Annotated in this window: 16 protein-coding genes; 8 read left to right on the top strand and 8 right to left on the bottom strand. The window is 70.0% G+C overall.

What is annotated here, in order from left to right; genetic code table 11:
* Positions 1-40 precede the first annotated feature (40 nt).
* Complete coding sequence (locus EAO27_RS14045; protein ID WP_242770781.1) at positions 41-703, top strand: Crp/Fnr family transcriptional regulator; 663 nt, start codon at positions 41-43, stop codon at positions 701-703.
* Between the two features lie 26 nt (positions 704-729).
* Here EAO27_RS14045 and EAO27_RS14040 read toward each other — a convergent pair whose 3' ends face one another.
* From EAO27_RS14040 to EAO27_RS14020, 5 genes are read right to left on the bottom strand one after another with little or no spacing between them, the layout of a single operon-like run.
* The gene (locus EAO27_RS14040; protein WP_242770780.1) at positions 730-1212 is read right to left on the bottom strand and encodes a VOC family protein; all 483 of its coding nucleotides are present in this window, start codon (positions 1210-1212) and stop codon (positions 730-732) included.
* The gene (locus EAO27_RS14035) at positions 1206-2390 is read right to left on the bottom strand and encodes a DUF1214 domain-containing protein (protein ID WP_242770779.1); all 1185 of its coding nucleotides are present in this window, start codon (positions 2388-2390) and stop codon (positions 1206-1208) included. The genes EAO27_RS14040 and EAO27_RS14035 overlap by 7 nt, the downstream gene beginning before the upstream one ends.
* A gap of 13 nt (positions 2391-2403) precedes the next feature.
* Positions 2404-2889 (bottom strand): VOC family protein, encoded by a 486-nt coding sequence (locus EAO27_RS14030; RefSeq protein WP_242770778.1) that lies wholly within the window; start codon positions 2887-2889, stop codon positions 2404-2406.
* Between the two features lies 1 nt (position 2890).
* A complete protein-coding gene (locus EAO27_RS14025; RefSeq protein ID WP_242770777.1) occupies positions 2891-4048 on the bottom strand; it encodes a sulfotransferase in 1158 nt (385 codons plus the stop codon).
* On the bottom strand, positions 4045-5061 hold the full coding sequence (locus EAO27_RS14020; protein ID WP_242770776.1) for an alcohol dehydrogenase catalytic domain-containing protein: 1017 nt from the start codon (positions 5059-5061) through the stop codon (positions 4045-4047). The genes EAO27_RS14025 and EAO27_RS14020 overlap by 4 nt, the downstream gene beginning before the upstream one ends.
* 87 nt (positions 5062-5148) lie before the next feature.
* On the opposite strand from EAO27_RS14020, the gene EAO27_RS14015 reads away from it, so the two are divergent.
* On the top strand, positions 5149-6240 hold the full coding sequence (locus EAO27_RS14015) for a hypothetical protein (protein ID WP_242770775.1): 1092 nt from the start codon (positions 5149-5151) through the stop codon (positions 6238-6240).
* Positions 6241-6698: 458 nt separating this feature from the next.
* Here the strand turns inward: EAO27_RS14015 and EAO27_RS14010 are convergent, their stop codons facing one another.
* Both EAO27_RS14010 and EAO27_RS14005 read right to left on the bottom strand, forming a co-directional pair.
* Positions 6699-7481 carry an enoyl-CoA hydratase/isomerase family protein gene (locus tag EAO27_RS14010; protein ID WP_242770774.1) on the bottom strand — a complete coding sequence of 261 codons (783 nt, stop codon included), beginning with the start codon at positions 7479-7481 and terminating at the stop codon, positions 6699-6701.
* A complete protein-coding gene (locus tag EAO27_RS14005) occupies positions 7481-8194 on the bottom strand; it encodes a 2-oxo acid dehydrogenase subunit E2 (RefSeq protein WP_242770773.1) in 714 nt (237 codons plus the stop codon). Before EAO27_RS14005 ends, EAO27_RS14010 begins: the two co-directional genes overlap by 1 nt.
* Positions 8195-8337: 143 nt before the next feature.
* Here EAO27_RS14005 and EAO27_RS14000 point away from each other — a divergent pair, with 143 nt between their 5' ends.
* The 5 genes from EAO27_RS14000 to EAO27_RS13980 are packed head-to-tail and all read left to right on the top strand — an operon-like array spanning position 8338 to position 14069.
* Complete coding sequence (locus EAO27_RS14000) at positions 8338-9948, top strand: class I adenylate-forming enzyme family protein (protein ID WP_242770772.1); 1611 nt, start codon at positions 8338-8340, stop codon at positions 9946-9948.
* Positions 9949-9975: 27 nt separating this feature from the next.
* Positions 9976-10797: an SDR family oxidoreductase gene (locus EAO27_RS13995; protein ID WP_242770771.1), complete on the top strand. Its 822-nt coding sequence runs from the start codon at positions 9976-9978 to the stop codon at positions 10795-10797.
* The gene (locus EAO27_RS13990) at positions 10794-11990 is read left to right on the top strand and encodes a sulfotransferase (protein ID WP_242770770.1); all 1197 of its coding nucleotides are present in this window, start codon (positions 10794-10796) and stop codon (positions 11988-11990) included. The genes EAO27_RS13995 and EAO27_RS13990 overlap by 4 nt, the downstream gene beginning before the upstream one ends.
* Complete coding sequence (locus tag EAO27_RS13985) at positions 11987-13225, top strand: hypothetical protein (protein WP_242770769.1); 1239 nt, start codon at positions 11987-11989, stop codon at positions 13223-13225. Before EAO27_RS13990 ends, EAO27_RS13985 begins: the two co-directional genes overlap by 4 nt.
* A 4-nt stretch (positions 13226-13229) precedes the next feature.
* Complete coding sequence (locus EAO27_RS13980) at positions 13230-14069, top strand: acyl-CoA thioesterase domain-containing protein (RefSeq protein WP_242770768.1); 840 nt, start codon at positions 13230-13232, stop codon at positions 14067-14069.
* 85 nt (positions 14070-14154) lie between these two features.
* Here the strand turns inward: EAO27_RS13980 and EAO27_RS13975 are convergent, their stop codons facing one another.
* Positions 14155-15732: a toll/interleukin-1 receptor domain-containing protein gene (locus EAO27_RS13975; protein WP_242770767.1), complete on the bottom strand. Its 1578-nt coding sequence runs from the start codon at positions 15730-15732 to the stop codon at positions 14155-14157.
* 137 nt (positions 15733-15869) lie between these two features.
* Between EAO27_RS13975 and creD the strand changes: the two genes are divergently transcribed.
* Positions 15870-17342 (top strand): cell envelope integrity protein CreD, encoded by a 1473-nt coding sequence (gene creD / locus EAO27_RS13970; protein WP_242770766.1) that lies wholly within the window; start codon positions 15870-15872, stop codon positions 17340-17342.
* Positions 17343-17359 lie beyond the last annotated feature (17 nt).

The raw sequence follows: 17359 nt of genomic DNA, 5'->3' as shown, positions 1-17359 counted from the left end.
ATGTGGTTGACATTGTTCCGGCGGACGGCCAGCCTTGGGCATGGGGACTGCCGATCATCTCGTCGCCGACAGCTGGTTCGACGCGCTTCCGGGCGACCAGCGCGCGGGGCTGCTGGCTGGCGCGCAGGCGCGGACGATCGACGACGGCACGCATGTCTATCGCATCGGCGATCCGCCGAACGGGCTGCACGCGGTCGTGACCGGGCGGGTACGGCTGGTCAGCTATCCGGCGGCGGGGCAGGAACTCGTCAACATGATCGTCAGGCCCGGCCGCTGGTTCGGCGAACTGTCGGTGATCGACGGCCGCGAGCGCCCGCACGATGCGATCGCGGCGGGCCCCGCGCGCATCCTGACCGTCCCGATGGGGGCGATCGCCGGGCTTGCCGCGGTGGTGCCCGACCTGTGGCGAGGGCTCGCGCTGCTCAACTGCATGCATCACCGGCTCGGCATGCGCGAAGCGGCGCGCGTCCGCGCCTTGCCCGCGCTGGCGCGGCTCGCGCTGTTTCTGGCGGGCGGACGGGGGCATGTCGACGGGCGGTTCGACACGACGCAGGACGAGCTGGCGCGCATCGTCGGCGTATCGCGCCAGCACATGAACGGGCTGCTGCGACAGCTCGCCGGACAGGGGCTGATCGCGCCCGCCTATGGCGGGGTCGCGATCCGCGACCGGTCGGGGCTGCTGGCGCTCGCCGACAGGGGTTGAGGCGCCGCATGCGCCGCCGTTTCGTTTCAGGAAACGGCTTCGGACCGGACCCACGCGTCGAGCCGCTCGGCCAGCGGGCGCCATGCGAGTTCGAGGAAAAAGCCGAGTTCGGCGACGGTGTTGAGGTGGACGATCGCCGGGCGGCCGCCGGGCGTGCGCTGCGATTGCACCTCGAACACGACGCCCGCCGCCACCGGGCGATCCGCCATGTCGTCGACCGCGACCCCGACGTGAAAAATGCCTTCGCCGCGCGTATCGAGCCATTCGCGCGCATTGCCCTCGCCGATGCCGGGCTCGATCATTTCGAGGTGGATCGGACCCCATGGCGCAAAGGCGTTGCGGTTGGCGATCCGCCCCTCCCAGTCGCGGTAGCGCGCGACATAGTCGGTATCCATGTGCTTCCAGCCCGAAAGGCCGAGCAGGCGGCGGTAGCGGTCGATGCCAGCGTCGAGATCGGCGACCATGACGCCGATCTGGTACGGGACGAGCCCCGGCGGCGCGATCACCATTTGCGACGGAATTGCGCGCCGCGGAAGCGTGCGCGCAGGCTCTCGCGCCGCGCCGCGCGGTCGACCTGCGGCGTGTCGGGGGGCAAGTGGTCGCGCAGCTCCGACAGCCTGACGCGCCGCAGCGTCGGGGTCGGCGCCGCGCTCGCCTGATACCAGCGGCCCTGGACGACGCCCCTGGTGCGCCCGCCGGTGTCGAGCCAGTTGGGGACGCCGGGATCCTCGGCGGCGATCACCGCGCGGAACCTGCCGTCGGCGTCGCGCCGCGCCTGGAAGCCGTTGAGGCTCGACTGGCATTTCTCCCAGTCGATCGTGTTGAACAGCGGGTCGGCGAGCAGCACCGCCCAGTAGCGCACCGTGTCGGGCACGTCGGTCTCGAGGATCAGTGCCTCGCCCTCCGAAAATTCGAACAGTCCTTCGTAGTAGGTCTGTCCGGCGAGGCCGCCGATGTCGGACCAGCTGTTGAGCACGACGGTGTTGACGGGGTGCCGGCTCAGCGTCTTGACGAAATGGACAAAGAGCTGGGCGTAGCGTTCGGGAAAGCCCGCGAGCCGTTCGAGGCGGTGCGCGATCTCTTCGGGGGTGGGGCGGGTGAAGCCGCCGGCGTCGTCGAGCCGCTCGATCGCGAGGCGGCTGTCGACCTCATTCTCCCAGTCGTAGCTCGCCTCGCGGATGCCGATCGTGCGGGCATTGGCGGGCAATGCGTACCAGTCGCCGTCGTAGCCCGCGGGGCGTTCGGCGCTGAGGATCACCGAGAAGCGCCCCTGATCGTCGAAGGTCAGCGTGTCGGCGTCGATATGACCGACCGACGGTCCCGGCTTGTCGTCGACGCCGATATAACCCGACCCGATGCCGATGTGCAGGAACAGCGTCGTGCCCCGCCACCCCGACAGGCGATAGGTGCCGTCGCCCTCGACGAAGCTGGTGCGGTACATATAGTCGGGGTTGGGCGCCGCCGACTTGATCACCGGGTTGAGGAAGGTGAAGAAGCCCGGGACGCGGCTGTCCTGCGCGACGATCGGAGCATAGCCCTGCGCGAGGCTCATCGCCATCTGCTGGATCGCTTCCTGCTTGAGCCAGGGGTCGGCGGGGTCGATCACATGCTGAAGGCTGCGATCGATGCCCGAGATCAGTTCGATGAAGCGTTCCCATTCCATCGGGACGGCGGGGCCGGTCGACATGGCGGTTGCCCCCTTAGTTGCGCGGGATGCGGGCAAAGAATTGCTCGCCCGCGGGCTTGAGGTTGATGAGTTCGTAATAATGGCCGAGCAGCGCGGTGGTGTCGGCATAATGATAGTCGAGCGCGTCGCCGAAGCTGCCGCTGACCGCGGTGGGATAGCCCGCTGCGCCGAGTTGCGCGATCGCGGCCTTGAAGTCTTCGTCGCTCCGGACGAGGAAGCCGAGATGGTGCAGGCGGACGCCGTCCTCTTCGGCCGGGATCCAGTCGCGGTAGATCGAATCGCCCGCGGGGTCGGGTTCGATCAGTTCGATCATCGTGTCGCCGGCGAAGCTGTTGCCGATGTAGCGGGTGCCGTGGCCGGGACCCATCAGCGCCGCCATGTCCATGACATCCCATTCGGCGACCCCGAACTCGCGCGCGAGCCGCGTGCGGGCGGCGGCGAGGTTGCGCACGACATAGGCGATCTGGAAATGCTGTTTGAAAAGGACGGGGATGCTCATCTCAGGCTCCTGCGGGAACGGGGCGCTTCAGGTCGAAGCGCGCGATATAGTCGGCGAAGAGGTCGTCGACGGGGCCGCGGTCGACCGCGCGATAGCTGTGCGACGAGCGCCCGTCGGGCGGGTTGGCGGCGGCCCAGGCGGCGTAGCGGCGCTCGGCCTCGGCCGACATCGCGATGCCGAAATGGCCGTAGATGCGCGTGACGACGCCCAGCGGATCGGCGCGGATATCCTCCTGCCGGACATGGACGAATCGTGCCGGATCGCGATCCGCCGCCGCCATGCTGCGCCGGGCGGCTTCGGCCCAGAAGCTGCTTTCGCGCGCGAGCAGCGCGGCGCGGTCGATCGGCCCGCCCGCCATCAGTTCGCGGATGCCGCCGAGCAGGCTCATCAGCGACGCGATCGACGCGGCGGGGTCGCGGTGCGTCTGGACGATGCAGGCGTCGGGAAAGGCGGCGAGCAGCGCGTCGATGCCGAACGCGTGGCTGGGATTTTTCAGCAGCCACGGCCGCGCGTCGCCCAGCCCGACGAGCTGAAGCACCCGCTTGTAGCGCAGGAAGGACGGCGTCTCGTCCGCGGCGCGGAACCAGGCGTCATAGGCGGGCGCGTCGATGTTCGAGGCGAACCAGTTGCAGATGAAGCTCTGCGCCATCGGCATCAGGCATTCGTCGACCTCGTCGGCTTCGGCCGAGTGCGCCGCCATGATCGCGGGCGCCCGTGCGCGCATCGCCGCGATCCGCGCCTGCGTCGCCTGGAACAGCGGATGCGCGTCCCATGTGTCGCGCGGCGGGCGCACCATCGGGTTCGCGGTGAGCCAGCGTTCGAAACCCTGGAACTGCGGGTCCTGGCTGAGCAGCTGGTGGAGCGCGGTGGTGCCGGTGCGCGGCAGGCCGATGACGATCAGCGGGCGCGCGACCGGTTCGGCGGCATGGTCCGGATGGGCGTTCCATCCCGCCTGCGTGACCAGCCGGCCGGCGAGCGCGCCGCCGATCGTTCCTGCCACCGCCGCCTCGACCGCCGCGCCCTGCGGCGGATTGGCGTCGATCGCGTCGAGCAGCACGCGCATCGGCGCATGATAGCCCGTGTCGCCGAAGTCCTCGTGCCCCGTCGCGGCAACCGCGGCTTCGTGCAGCGCGTCGAAGCGCTTCCGCCAGCCGCTCACCGGCCGCGCCACGGATCGACGAGCAGCTTGCCGCCGCCGCCGGTTCCGGCGCGCAGCCGTTCGAAGGCGGCGGGCGCGTCGGCGAGCGCGACGGTCTCGGTCACCATCGCGCGCGCGCGGTCGCCGTCGGCGTCGAGCGCGGCGGCGCATTCGGCATAATCGTCGCGCGTGTAGATGAGCGAGAAGCGAAGGCTGACGTCCTTCATCAGCGCCATGCCCGGCACGAACTGGTCGGGCACCATGCAGAAGCCGAGCGAGACGACCTGCCCCTGCGGCCGCACGAGCGCCATCGCGCGCGCGATGGTGCCGGGGACGCCCGCGCATTCGAACACGATATCGGGCGCGCCGCCGAGTGCGGCGACGATGTCCTGCTGCGCGGTTTCGCCTTCGAGGATGAAGCTGTCGGCCCCCATCGCCTCGGCGAGCGGCCGGCGGCGGTCGCTGCTGGCGAGCAGCGCGACCGACCGGACGCCGGCGCGACGCAGCCAGAAGAGCACCGCGAGACCGATCGGACCGGGGCCGATGATCAGCGCGCGGTCGCCCGGCGCGGGGTTGGCGAGGCGGACCGCGCGGCGCCCGACGGCGAAGGGCTCGACCAGCGCGCCGTCGGCGAGCGACAGCGTCTGCGGCAGGATCGTCGCGCCGCGCTCGCTGATCTTCGCATAGTCGGCGAGCCCGCCTCCATAGCCCTTCCAGCGCGAACAGAGCACGTCGATGCCGGTGCGGCAGGCGTCGCATTCGCCGCAGCCGACGACGGGCAGCGCCGCGACATGATCGCCGACCTTCAGCCGTTCGACCCCGCGTCCGACCGCGACGACCTCGCCCGCATATTCGTGGCCGAGCTGTGCGCCGGCGGGCAGCGTGTAGCCGTGGCCGCTCGTCGAATGGAGGTCGGTACCGCACACGCCGCAGCGCGCGACGCGGATCACCGCCTCGCCCGCGCCGGGTTCGGGGTCGGGCAGGTCCTCGATGGCGAGGGGGGTGCCCACCGCCTTGAACAGGGCCGCTTTCACGTCTCGTCTCTCCCGAAGCTGTTTTTTCCTGTATAGGATTCGCAAAGAGGCGGGGCATATTCCCAAATGGGAAGGGCGGAGAGGATAGTGGACGACGAACTCGAAGCGTTGTTGCTGGCGGTCCAGGCGGGGCCGATCGACAGCCCGCCCTGGTCGGATTTCGTGCGCCGGCTGCGCGTGCGGCTCGGCGGCAACTTCGCCAACCTGATCTTTCGCCGCGCCGATGCCGATCGCGCGAGCGGGATCGAGGTCCACGACGCGCCGGCGCCGCCCGACTGGCTGTGGGACCGCTATCGCGCGCGCTTTGCCGACGCAGACCCCATTCCCTATTTCGCGATGCAGCCGGGGCGGGTCTATGCCTATGCCGAGCTCGACGGCATCGCGGCGCTGGCGCGCGATGCGTTCCGCGAGGATTTCCTGCGCGCCGCCGACCTTGAACATTTCCTGATCTTTCGCGTCGTCGAGCCCGGCGGGTGCAACATCTGGGTCACGGTCACGCGCAGCGCGGCGATGCCCGATTTCGACGCCGACGACCGCCGGCTGTGCGAGCGGCTGACGCGCGCGCTGGTACCGGCGCTGTCCTGCTATTCGGCGCTGCTCGCGCAGGCGACCGAGACCGCCGCGTATCGCCGCGCTGCCGACCTGCTCGCCTTCGGCGTCGTGACGCTCGATTCGACCGGCCGCGTGGTGGGGGTCGACGATGCCGCGCAGCGCTGGATCGACACCGCTGGCGCTCTCGTCATCCACGGTGACCGCCCGCACGCGATCGACCGCAAGGTTGACCTGCCGCAGCGCATCGCCGCGGCGCTGGCGTCGGGCGAGGCCGAAGCGATCCATCTTGGCGATGCCGACGGCATCGACCTGTTGCTCGTGCCGTCGCCGCCGCGCGTCGACGCGGGGCCGCGCGCGGCGCGGCTGACGCTGTACCTGTCGGGGCGGCGCCCGCCGCAGCGCGACATATCGGCGCATGTCGCGGCGCTGTTCGGGCTGAGCGACACGCAGGCGCGCCTCGCGATGCTGCTCGCCAACGGCCGCGCGCTCGCCGAAGCCGCGGCGGAGATCGGCATCACCGAACAGACCGCGCGCACCTATTCGAAGGATATCTATGCGCGTACCGGCACCGCGCGGCAGGGCGAGCTGATCCAGCGCATCCTGACCAGCGTGGCGGTGCTCGACTGAGCAAGGTGGGGCGTGGCGTTCGTCAGGCCGGTGCCGGGGCGGTTTCGGGGTGGGGAGCGGGCTTTCCTGCCTGACTTCGTCATCCCGGACTTGATCCGGGATCCATAGCAGCGTCGAAGTCATGGACCCCGGATCAAGTCCGGGGCGACGATGAAAGACAGGGCCGTAGCCGGTCGAAGCGACCCCGCTCCTCCCTGTCGCGCAGCGATGGGGAGGGGGACCGCCGCCGCAGGCGGTGGTGGAGGGGCCAGCAACGTTGCGCCATGGCCCCTCCGTCAGCGCTGCACGCTGTCACCTCCCCATGGCTTCGCCACAGGGAGGAGCGAACCTCCGCTTCTGGTCAAAAATCAGACCTTGTACGAATCATAGAGTTATATTAGTTATATGATTGTTGGTTCATCCGAACCTCCAATCAGGGCAACTCCAATCGAGCCGGTCTTTCGGGACCGGCTCGCTTTTTATCGGCTGTCGGAGCCGGCATCGCCGCGCGGCCGGTCGTGGAAGCGCTGGCGCCGCGCCGCGGCGTCGCGGTCGAAGCCTGCGTTGCGCATGATCTCGTGGTCGATCCCTTCGGCGAGGCGCATGCCGTCGGTGTTGTAGACCAGCCGCTTGTTCTCGGCATTGCTGTGCCAGCTGTTGGCGAGGATCGTCGCCGCAAGCTCGCCGACCGCGGCGTCGAGTTCGCCCGCGGGCACGCACTGGTTGACGAGCCCCATCGCCAGCGCATCCGCGGCGCCATAGGGACGGCAGGTGATCATCATCTCGAGCGCCTTCGCCTGGCCGACGCGCCGCGGCAGCCGCTGCGACATGCCCCAGCCCGGAACCAGCCCCCATTTGCCGTGGGTGTCGGCGAAACGCGCACTTTCGTCGCAGAGGATGAAGTCGGCCGCGAGCGCGAGTTCGAGCCCGCCGGTGAAACAGGTCCCGCGCACCGCGGCGATCACCGGCTGGCGCAGCCGCGTCAGCAGTTCGAGCGTCTGCACCTCGCGCCGCAGCCAGCCGAGCGCGTCGGCGTGCGGTTTTTCGGAGAGGTCGTGCCCCGCACAGAAATGATCGCCCGCGCCGGCGATCACGACGAGCCCGATCATACGGTCATCGTGCAGGGCGAGCAGGTGGCGGCGCAGCGTGCGGAACAGCTCGCGGTTGATCGCATTGCGCTTTTCGGGGCGGTTGAGCGTCAGCGTCGCCACGCCATCGGCATCGGTGCGCAGCACCAGTTCGTCGGTCGTCGCGTCGGTCATCACAGCAACTCCGGTTGTGCCAGCGCCTGCCCGATCGCTTTCACGAAGCGCGCAGCGTCGGCGCCGTTGATCACGCGGTGGTCATAGCTCAGCGACAGCGGCATCATCGATCGCGGCTGGAAGGCGGACCCGTCCCACACCGGCTGCACACGCGACGGCGTGACGCCGAGGATCGCGACCTCGGGCTGGTTGATGATCGGGGTAAAGCCGGTGCCGCCGATCCCGCCGAGCGAGGTGATCGTGATGCACCCGCCCGACATGACGCTCATCGGCAGCCCCTTGTCGCGCGCCTGCGCGCTGAGGGCGGCAAGCTCGCCGGCGAGCGCCGCGACATCCTTCCGGTCGGCGTCGTGCAGCACCGGGACGAGCAGCCCGAGCGGTCCGTCGACCGCGATGCCGATATGGCAATAAAGTTTGCGCACCAGCGTCTTGCCGTCCTGCGACAGCGAGGCGTTGAACTGCGGATAAGCGGCCATCGCCCGGGCCAGCGCCTTGACGAGATAGATCAGCGGCGAAATCTTGACCCCCGCGGGGAGGGTCCTGCGGTGCGCGTCGAGCGCGGTGACATCGACCGCGTCGTGGTGCGTGACGTGCGGAATCTGGGTCCAGCTCTGCGTCAGGCGCCGCGCGACGACCTTCTGGAAATTGTTCATCGGTGCCGCCTCGACGGGTCCGAAGGCGGCGAATTCTTCTTCGGGGGAAGGCTGGGTCATCTTGTCCTCTCGCTGTTCCGGCGCTTGATTGCCGACGCCGTCCCGCACAGGAATGTGCAGCGGGACGGACTCCGCTCTTGCACGAATATATCATAATCATATAGACTTTAATGCAAGAGAGATACGCTTCGATGGCGAGGGTTATGACGGAAGAGGAATATGCTGCGCTCGGTTTGCAGGGCCCCCCGGCCCGCATCGATCCCCCCCGCGCGCCGCGCGACGTCGCGAGCCTGATCGCGCGCGCCGCGGCGGCCTGTCCCGGCGACGAGGCGCTCGTCGACGCGCAGGGCCGCTATGATTTCGGCGAGCTGGCGGCGGCGGTCACCGCCGCGGCGGCGCTGTTCGACGCGGCCGGGATTCGGCCGGGCGATCGAGTCGCGGCGTCGCTCGGCAATGAAAACAGTCTCGTGATCGCCTTTTTCGCGGCGATGCGGCTCGGCGCGGTGTGGGTGGGAATCAACAAGATCCTGCCGCCCGACGACAAGCGCTACATATTGGCGCACAGCGGCGCGACGCTGCTGCTGACCGACGCGAGCCTCGAGGAACAGGTCGTGGCGCTGCGCGACGGCGCGCCCGAACTGGCGCATGTCTGGATCCTCGATGCGCCGGGGCGCGACGGCGGCTGGCACGCGGCGCTCGCCGACGCGGCGAATGCGGTGGCTCCGGCCCCCGACATCGATCCCTTCGCCCCCGCGGCGATCATGTACACCAGCGGCACCACCGGCGTGCCCAAGGGCGTCGTCCACAGCCAGCACAACATGATCGTCGTGCCCGCCGCGGCCTTCGCGCACGGGCTGATGACGCCCGAGGCGCGGCGCGGATCGGCGCTGCCGCTGACGATCACCAACGTGATGATCCTCGGCCCGGTGTCGGCCTTCCTTGCGTGCAAGCCCTTCCTGTTCGCGCCGTCGATCAAGATCGAGCCGCTGATCGGCTGGATCCGCGACCAGCGCGTCGGACAGGTCGCGTTCGTGCCGACGATGATCTACGACCTGCTCCAGGCCGATCTCGACCTGCCCGAACATTTCCGCATGGCGTCGGGCGGCGCGCCGCTGCCGCACGCGATCCGCGCGGCCTTCTTCCGGCGCCACGGCTATCATGTCTCGCCCTCCTACGGGCTGACCGAGGCGCCGACGGTGGTTGCGCACAGCTTCGATGCGGTGCCCCCCGACGGCGCGAGCGGGCATGCGCTGCCGCATCTCGATATCTCGATCCGCGACGGCGACGGAAACCCGGTGCCCACCGGTACCGTCGGCGAAGTCTGTTTTTCGGCGACGCAGGCGGGCGAATGGGCGAATGTCTACACGCCGCCGCTCGGTTACTGGCGCGAGGCGGACAAGACCGCGGCGCTGCTGCGCGGCGGGGTGGTCCATTCGGGTGATCACGGCAGCCTCGACGCTGACGGCTGGCTGACGATCGCCGACCGCAGCTCCGAACTGATCCTGCGCGGCGGATCGAACGTCTATCCGGCCGAGATCGAGCGCGTGCTGCACGGGCACGACGGCGTCGCCGACTGCGCGGTGGTCGGCAAGCCCGACCTGCGCATGGGCATGCTGACGGTGGCGTGCATCCAGCTGGCCCACGCCGACCTCGACCCCGCGGCGATCGAGGCCGAACTCGTCGCGCTCTGCCGCGAAAGGCTGACGCGCTACAAGATACCCGACGAATGGCGTTTCCTCGACGCCTTTCCGCGCAACGCGATGGGCAAGGTGGTCAAGCCGAAGCTGCGCGAGATGGTCGCCGCCGCCGACTGACGAACACCGCCGAACGAAGGAACTGCCATGCCCCAGCCCATAAGCTTTCACCGCCGGCTTGCCGGCTGGCGCGCGATCGTCACCGGCGCCGGCACGCTCGGCGACGGGGTCGGTACCGGCAAGGCGATTGCGGCGCTGTTCGCCGCCGAGGGCGCGCGCGTCGCGCTGCTCGATATCGAGGCCGATCGGGCCGAGGCGACGCTGGCGCTGGTGCGCGAACTGGGCGGCGAGGGGCTGGTGGTCGCGGGCAATGTCGCCGACCCCGCCGACGCCGCGCGCATGGTCGCGGAGAGCCTGGGCTGGCTCGGCGGGCTCGACGTGCTCGTCAACAATATCGGCATCGGCGCGGGCGCGGGGCGGCTGCACGACGTCGCCGACGCCGACATCGACCGCGTGCTGTCGGTCAACCTCGGCACGATCTACAACATGTGCCGCCACGCGATGCCCGCGCTGCTGGCGGGGCAGGGCAGGGCGATCGTCAACATCTCGTCGGTTGCCGGCATCCGCGCGCACGGCAACGCCGCCTATGGCCCCAGCAAGGCGGCGGTGCAGCAGCTCACCGCCGAGCTCGCGGTCATGTACGGGCGCGACGGCATTCGCGCCAATTGCGTCGCGCCGGGGCATATCGTCACCCCGATGGTCGCCGCGCATCTGGAGGGCGAGCGCCGCCGCATCCGCAGCGCGATCGCGCCGCTCGGGGTCGAGGGCGACGCGTGGGACATCGCGCAGGCGGCGCTGTTTCTCGCCGGTCCCGAAAGCCGCTTCGTCACCGGGGTGACGCTGCCCGTCGACGGCGGGGTAACGCAGGTCGGCCCGCTCGCCGCCTACGAACGGGTGACCGGCGAATGAGCGACGCCTATGCGTCGGCGCTCGCCGGTTTCGCGGCGCCGCTCGCGGCCGCGGCGTTGCTCGCCGAGGCCGAGGCGCGCACGGGGCTGTCCGACTGGGGCGGCAGGCGCTGGGGCGAGGACCGCTTCCGCCACGATTTCGCGCTGCTCTGCGACGAAATCGAGGCAAGCGCCGCGCTGACCGCGACCGGGCGCAGCCGGACGCACAGCCGCCTGATGACGATGCTTGTCTCGCGACTCGGCTATCTGGATGCACGCAAGGCGGCGAAGGGCGCCGATGCCGAGCGGATCGCCGCGCCGCTGATCGGATCGGGCATGCCGCGCGCGGGCACGACCTTCCTCCACGGGCTGTTCGCGCGGGACCCCGCCAACCGCGCGGTGCCGGCGTGGCAAGCCGCGATGCCGGCACCGCTGGCGGACGGCGGCGACCGCGCCGCGCTCTACGCCCGCATCCTCGCCTTTCAGGGCATGACCGCGCCCGACGTCACCGCGATCCATCCTTTCGGATCGGAGCTGCCCGAGGAATGCATCTTCCTGCAGGAAGGCAATCTCGGCAGCCTTTATGGCGTCTACTGGAACGTGCCCCGCTATCAGGCCGCGATTGCCGGCAAGATGCCCTCGGCCTTCGCGTGGCAGGTCGGGGTGATGCAATATCTGCAGGCGGGCGGGCCGCCGCGGCGCTGGGCGCTCAAGGGGCCGGGGCATCTGTTCGCCTGGCGCGAGCTGCTGATCGCCTTTCCCGACGCGCGCCTCTATGTGAACCATCGCGACCCGGGCAAGGTCATCCCGTCGATCGCCAGCCTCTTCGCGAGGCTGCGCGCGCTCTTTTCGGACGATGCGGTCGACCCGGCGGCGATCGGCGCGCAGCAGCTTGCGGCGTGGCAACATGCGACGGGCGAATATGCGGCATGGCGCGACTGCGAGGGCGTCGAAGCCTGCGTGAGCGACGTGCGTTTCACCGATCTGGTCACCGATCCGCTTGCCACCGTCGCGCGCGTCTATGACGAGCTCGGGATCGGCTTCACCGCCGACGCGCGCGATGCGATGGCGCGGCACCTCGAAACCGATCCCCACGCCGCGGCGCCGAAGCGCGCCTATCGGCTCGCCGACTACGGCCTCGACGAAGCGGCGATCGAGGCCGCCTTCGCTCCCTATATCGAACGCTTTTCCATCGAGCGGGAGAAACGCCAGTGACCAATCCCATCGCCAACCCCGGCCAGTTCGTCGCCGAGGCGGATGTGTGCGCGATGCGGGGCGACGAGCGCGTCGCCGCGGCGCGGACGCAGATCGAAATGCTCTTCGCGCGCGGATACGGCGACCGCATCCCGGCCGAATCGCGCCCGCTGCTCGGCGCCTTCGCCGACGAATATCTCAACAACTGGCTGTTCAAGGCGGCGGCTTCGGACGCGCAGCATCCGCGCTTCGTGCGCAACTTCATGCCCGCCCACGACTGGTTCGGGCACGCCGTGCCCGGCGCGCGCACGGGCGGCGACAATCCCGACAATTGCTACCGGCTTGCCGGGGTCGAGCACGGCACGCGGTACCGCATCGCCGGGCGCATCCGCGATGCGAAGCCCGCGAACATCTCGTTCACGCTGACCGCCAACTACGGGACGTCGCAGACGATCCAGACGCTCGAGGATCACGAACTCGAGCTGGCGGACGACGGAAGCTTCGAATTGTGGATCGACGACGGCAGCGGCGATGCGGGACCGAACCGGCTGGTCACCCGGCCGGGCGTCAAATTCCTGTTCGTGCGCGATTCGATCATGGACTGGGCGACCGAGACGCCGCTGGAGCTTTCGATCGAACGGCTGGGCGACGCGAAGGCGGCGCCGGTCACCGTCGACGAGATGGCGACGCGCGGCGTCGAGCACGCGCTCGGCGACCTCTATCTCTATTTCTGGTTCCAGAATGTGTGGAGCGGCCTCGCCCCCAATAGCATCACGCCGCCGCAATCCTTTCGCGGCGCCGGCGGCGGGCTGGTGACTCAGGGGATTTCGAACGGCAGCTATCGCCTCGGCCCCGACGACGCCGCGATCCTCGAATATGACCCCGCGGGGGCGGGCTATGCCGCGGTGCAGCTCACCGAATGGCTCTACCGCTCGCGCGACTATCACCGCATCCAGTCGAGCCTGACCGCCGCGCAGTCGGCGATCGATCGCGACGGCCGCATCCGCGTCGTCATCGCACGGCGCGATCCGGGGGTGTGGAACTGGCTCGATACCGGGGGGCACGAGCATGTGTTTTCGATCCTGCGCTGGCAACGGATGCGCGCAGACGGCCCGGCGATCGCATCGACGCTGCATCTGACCCGCGTCGACCGGCTGAAAAGCGAACTGCCCGCCGACACGCGCTGGGTCGACGCCGACGCGCGCGCGGCGCAGCTCGCGGCGCGGGTCGCCGCCTATGACCGGCGGATCGTTTGACGCGATGATGCCGCGCCGCGCGCCGTTGCTCGCGCTGCGGGCGGGGGAGGGCGATGCCCGCTTCGCGGCGGGCGTGCCCGAGCCCTTGTGCGTGGGACCGCCGGGGCGCCAGTTCCTGTTCGGCGGCATCGCGCTCGCCGCCGCGATCGAGGCGATGGAACGGCGAACCGCGCTGCCCGCGATCTTCGCGTCGCTGCAGTTCATCGCGCAGGCGCGCCCGGGCGACCGGTTGCGCTTCGATGTCGCGCTGGCCGCCGATGGCCGCTCGGTGCGGCAGTGCGGGGTGACGGGCTGGTGCGGCGAGGCCCTGTTCGTCCAGGGACACGGCGCCTGCGGGCGCCGCGACGCCGCGGTGCTGTACCAGGGCGTCGTCCGGCCGGCGGTCGCGCCGCCCGCTGCCTGCCCCGAACGCTCGGTCGCGCGCCTGCTGTCGTCGAACCTCAACGCGCTGCTCGAATTCCGGCTGGCGGAGGGCGAATTTCCCGACCGCGCGGGGTGGACGGGACCGGGCGATGCCGACCTGTCGTGCTGGGTCCGTCCGCGCGATGGCGCGCCGCTCGACCGCCGCAGGCTGGCGGTGATCGCCGACTGCGCGGCGCTGGCGCTCCCGGGCGCGCTGGGCCGGCCGGCGAGCGGGAGCAGCCTCGACAACATGATCCGCTTCACCGCCGCGCCGGTGGGCACGTGGGTGCTGGCCCGGATGCGCGTCGAGGGGATCGGCGACGGCGTGGCGCATGTCGCGACACATCTGTTCGCGGAGGACGGCGCGCTGCTCGCGGTCGCGGGGCAATCGATGCTGCTGCGGACCGGAGGTGCCGGCGCGGGAGCATCGACGCCCGGTTGATTGTGAGCGACCGGCGGACGGTCGGCGGGGGCATTGGGGAGCGTATCCTTGGGAGAGCCCCGCACCGCCGCCTTTCTCGACGGTTCTAGCGCTTGCTTTCCGCCAGCGCATCGCGGGCACCGCGCAGGCCCATATACTGGTCGGCGAGCATCCAGTCCTGCCGTGCGAGCTGGGGGTCGGAGAGGCTGATTTGCCGCGCCTCGTCGAGCAGGCGTCCGGCCTTTGCCGCCGCGTCGCCCGACAGCAGGGAATAGCTTTTCGCGAGCGCGTGGATTTCCCACCCCGCGGGGACGTGGCGATAGGTGTCGATATAGGTTTCGCCGCCGGCGCGCGCGACCATGACGTCGGTCGAAAAATTGCGGTCGATCGGCGACAGCTTGTCGATCCCCGCGACGAAGCCCGCCGCGATCTCCCTTGCCTCGGCCTCGCCGACCTCGGGCAGCAGCGCGAGCGTCGCCATCGCCGAGATCGACGGGGCCTCGGTGCGCAGGCTGTTGTCGGGATAGTCGGCCCAGTTGACCCCCGATTTCGGACGCCGCCGCTTCAGCCATTCGACCGCGCGGCTGCGCGCGGTGCGGATTTTGGCCTGGAGCGCCGCGTCGCCCGCGACCGCCGCGTCGGCCTCGCGCAGCGCGATGACCGCAAAGGCGGTGACATAGGTCGCGGCATTGTCGGGGCGGTCGGCGGCGTCCATCGCGCTCGACCACCAGCCCTCGCGATTCTGCGCCGCGAGCAGCGCGTCGACGACGGATGCGGGCGGCGCGCGTCCGGCGGCGCCATAGGCCTTGAGCGTCCACAGCGAGACGAAGGTGAAGGGCGCGCCCTCGACGATCACGCAGTGGCAGCCGGCGCCGAGGAATTTTTCGACCGCGGCGTCGAAGCGCGCGAGCTTTGCAGGATCGCGCCCCGTGTCGACCGCGAACAATTGGGCGAGTCCCCAGAAAATCTTGCCGTTGGTCGAACCCTCGGTGTCGCCGAGCGCGCTGACGACGGCGTTGGCGATGACGGGTTCGGTCGCGGTGACCGTCCTGTCGAGGCTCGCCTCGACCGCGGCCTGATCGAAGGCGGCGAGGTGCGCGCTGTAATACCAGCCGCCACCGGCGACCGCGGCGATCGCGAGCGCCGCAGCGCCGCCGAGCGCGAGCGGCGACAGGCGGCGGCGGCGCGCCGCGGGCGCCGGGCCGGGCGGCGTTTCGTCCGCCGCGGCGCCGGCTGCGCTGCCGCCGCCCGACAGGCGCCGGTCGATCGCCGCGAGCACGCGCTGCCAGCCCGGATGCGCCGCATTGCCGTCGAAGGTCGACAGGTCGACGACATTGACGTTGTAGAATTCGGCGGGCAGCGCCTCGGGGTCCATTTTCTCGAGCCCGATCGCCACCAGCGAGCCGCGGTCGAGCCCGATGCGGCTTTCGATGCGGACCCAGCGGCGCTGGATCGCGGCGGGGGTCCAGCAGCCGAGCACGACCTTCGCACCCTTGACCGCGCGGTCGATGACGTCGGGAAATTCGGCGCCGGCGTCGATCCCCTCGGCGTCGAAAAAGACGGCGTGGCCGCGCGCGATCAGCAGGTCGCGCAGCCGCGTCGCCCGATCGGCATCGGCGCGGCTGTAGCTGATGAAAATGTCATAGGGACGCGCATCCAGCGCCTCTGCCCCGTCCGCCGTCATGGCCGCCGCAACCTTTCATCCCATGTGGCGTGATACACCGACGCAGCGATAGCAGCCCCGCGACGCATGGCAAGTCGCTTGACGATCGCGACGAACCGTTCCATTTTGTCGATGAATCGAGCGAAAGGAAATCCCGCATGACCGAGCGCGCATCCGTTCCCCCCGTCCCGCCGTCGCCGTGGGGGGAGCGCGAGAAGCGCGAGCGCAGCCCGGGGGTGAAGCTGGCGATCGCGGTGCTGATCGCGGTCGCGCTGATGGTGCCGCTGCTGATGGTCTATGGCCTGCTGTGGGACCGCCAGCAGCAGGCCGAGACCGCGCAGGCGTCGATCGGGCAGGGCTGGGGCGGCCAGCAGACGATCGCGGGGCCGGTGATCGTCATCCCCTATCGCGCCACCGAACAGCAGACGGTGACCGAGAATGGCCGCGACGTGACGCGCACGGTCGAGACGGTCAGGAACCTCTATCTGTCGCCGCAGACAAACAGGGCCGAGGTCGTCATCAAGCCCGAGAAGCGCCGCAAGGCGATCTACGAGACCGTCGTCTATGAAAGCCAGATCGCGGGACGCGCCGATTTCGTGCTGCCCGCCGACATCGCGCGCTACGGCGTGGCGCGCGAGGCGCTGCTGCTCGACCGCGCCGAGCTGCGGCTGGGGATCAGCGATGCGCGCGGGCTGGTCGACGGCAACAGCCTTGCGGTCAACGGCGCCGCGGTGCCGCTCCAGCCGGGCAAGGGGCTGCTCTCGACGGGCAATTCGGGGACCTTCGCCTTCGTCGACTGGACCGGTGCGGCGCCGATGAAGGTCGACTACCGGATCGGGGTGCGCGGTCTCGGCGATTTCCGGCTGGTGCCGCGCGGGGTCGACACGCGCTGGACGGTCAAATCGAGCTGGCCGAACCCGAGCTTCGGCGGCGACTTCCTGCCCGCGACGCGCAAGGTCGGCGCGGAGGGTTTCACCGCGACCTATGCGATCCCCAACCTCGCCCTGGGGCAGGCGCAGGTGCTGACCGGCGACCTGTCGGCGCCCAACGTCAGCTATGGCGGCGGCGGGCGCACCGATGCGATGGCGGTCGAGACCGCGGTCGCCGATGCGGCCGCGTCGGCGGAAGCGTCGGGCGGCACCGCCAAGGCGGTCGCGATCAGCCTGATCGAGCCCGTCGACCTGTACAGCCAGGTCGACCGCAGCATCAAATACGGCTTCCTGTTCATCGGTTTCACCTTCGTCGCCTTCCTGATGTTCGACGTGATCGCGGGCGCGCGCGTCGCGGCGGCCGAATATCTGCTCACCGGGGTGGCGCTGGTGCTGTTCTTCGTGCTGCTGCTCGCCTTTGCCGAGGTGATCGGCTTCACCCCCGCCTATCTCGCCGCGTCGGGGGCGATCATCGGGCTGCTCGCGGCGTATAGCGCGGCGGTGCTGCGGAGCTGGAAACGCGCGCGCTTCCTCGCGGCGATGCTGATCGGGCTCTACGCCCTGCTCTATGTGCTGCTCAACCTCGAGGCATACTCGCTGCTGATCGGGTCGGTGCTGATGTTCATCGCGCTCGCGGGGGTGATGTACATGACGCGCGGCGTCGACTGGGGCGGGGTGGGGAAGAAGGAGGCGGCGGCTTAGCGCTCCTCTTCTTCGTC

Source organism: Sphingopyxis sp. YF1 (genome assembly GCF_022701295.1).
GTDB lineage: Bacteria > Pseudomonadota > Alphaproteobacteria > Sphingomonadales > Sphingomonadaceae > Sphingopyxis.
The sequence above is the reverse complement of the archived record's forward strand: the minus strand, read 5'-3'. Positions and strand labels throughout refer to the sequence as shown.

Coding starts and splice junctions, on each gene's coding strand:
- EAO27_RS14040 (WP_242770780.1), bottom strand. CDS start 1,212: ATGGTGATCGCGCCGCCGGGGCTCGTCCCGTACCAGATCGGCGTCATG.
- EAO27_RS14030 (WP_242770778.1), bottom strand. CDS start 2,889: ATGAGCATCCCCGTCCTTTTCAAACAGCATTTCCAGATCGCCTATGTC.
- EAO27_RS13980 (WP_242770768.1), top strand. CDS start 13,230: ATGATGCCGCGCCGCGCGCCGTTGCTCGCGCTGCGGGCGGGGGAGGGC.
- EAO27_RS14000 (WP_242770772.1), top strand. CDS start 8,338: ATGACGGAAGAGGAATATGCTGCGCTCGGTTTGCAGGGCCCCCCGGCC.
- EAO27_RS13975 (WP_242770767.1), bottom strand. CDS start 15,732: ATGACGGCGGACGGGGCAGAGGCGCTGGATGCGCGTCCCTATGACATT.
- EAO27_RS14010 (WP_242770774.1), bottom strand. CDS start 7,481: ATGACCGACGCGACGACCGACGAACTGGTGCTGCGCACCGATGCCGAT.
- EAO27_RS14045 (WP_242770781.1), top strand. CDS start 41: ATGGGGACTGCCGATCATCTCGTCGCCGACAGCTGGTTCGACGCGCTT.
- EAO27_RS13995 (WP_242770771.1), top strand. CDS start 9,976: ATGCCCCAGCCCATAAGCTTTCACCGCCGGCTTGCCGGCTGGCGCGCG.
- creD (WP_242770766.1), top strand. CDS start 15,870: ATGACCGAGCGCGCATCCGTTCCCCCCGTCCCGCCGTCGCCGTGGGGG.
- EAO27_RS14005 (WP_242770773.1), bottom strand. CDS start 8,194: ATGACCCAGCCTTCCCCCGAAGAAGAATTCGCCGCCTTCGGACCCGTC.
- EAO27_RS13990 (WP_242770770.1), top strand. CDS start 10,794: ATGAGCGACGCCTATGCGTCGGCGCTCGCCGGTTTCGCGGCGCCGCTC.
- EAO27_RS14035 (WP_242770779.1), bottom strand. CDS start 2,390: ATGTCGACCGGCCCCGCCGTCCCGATGGAATGGGAACGCTTCATCGAA.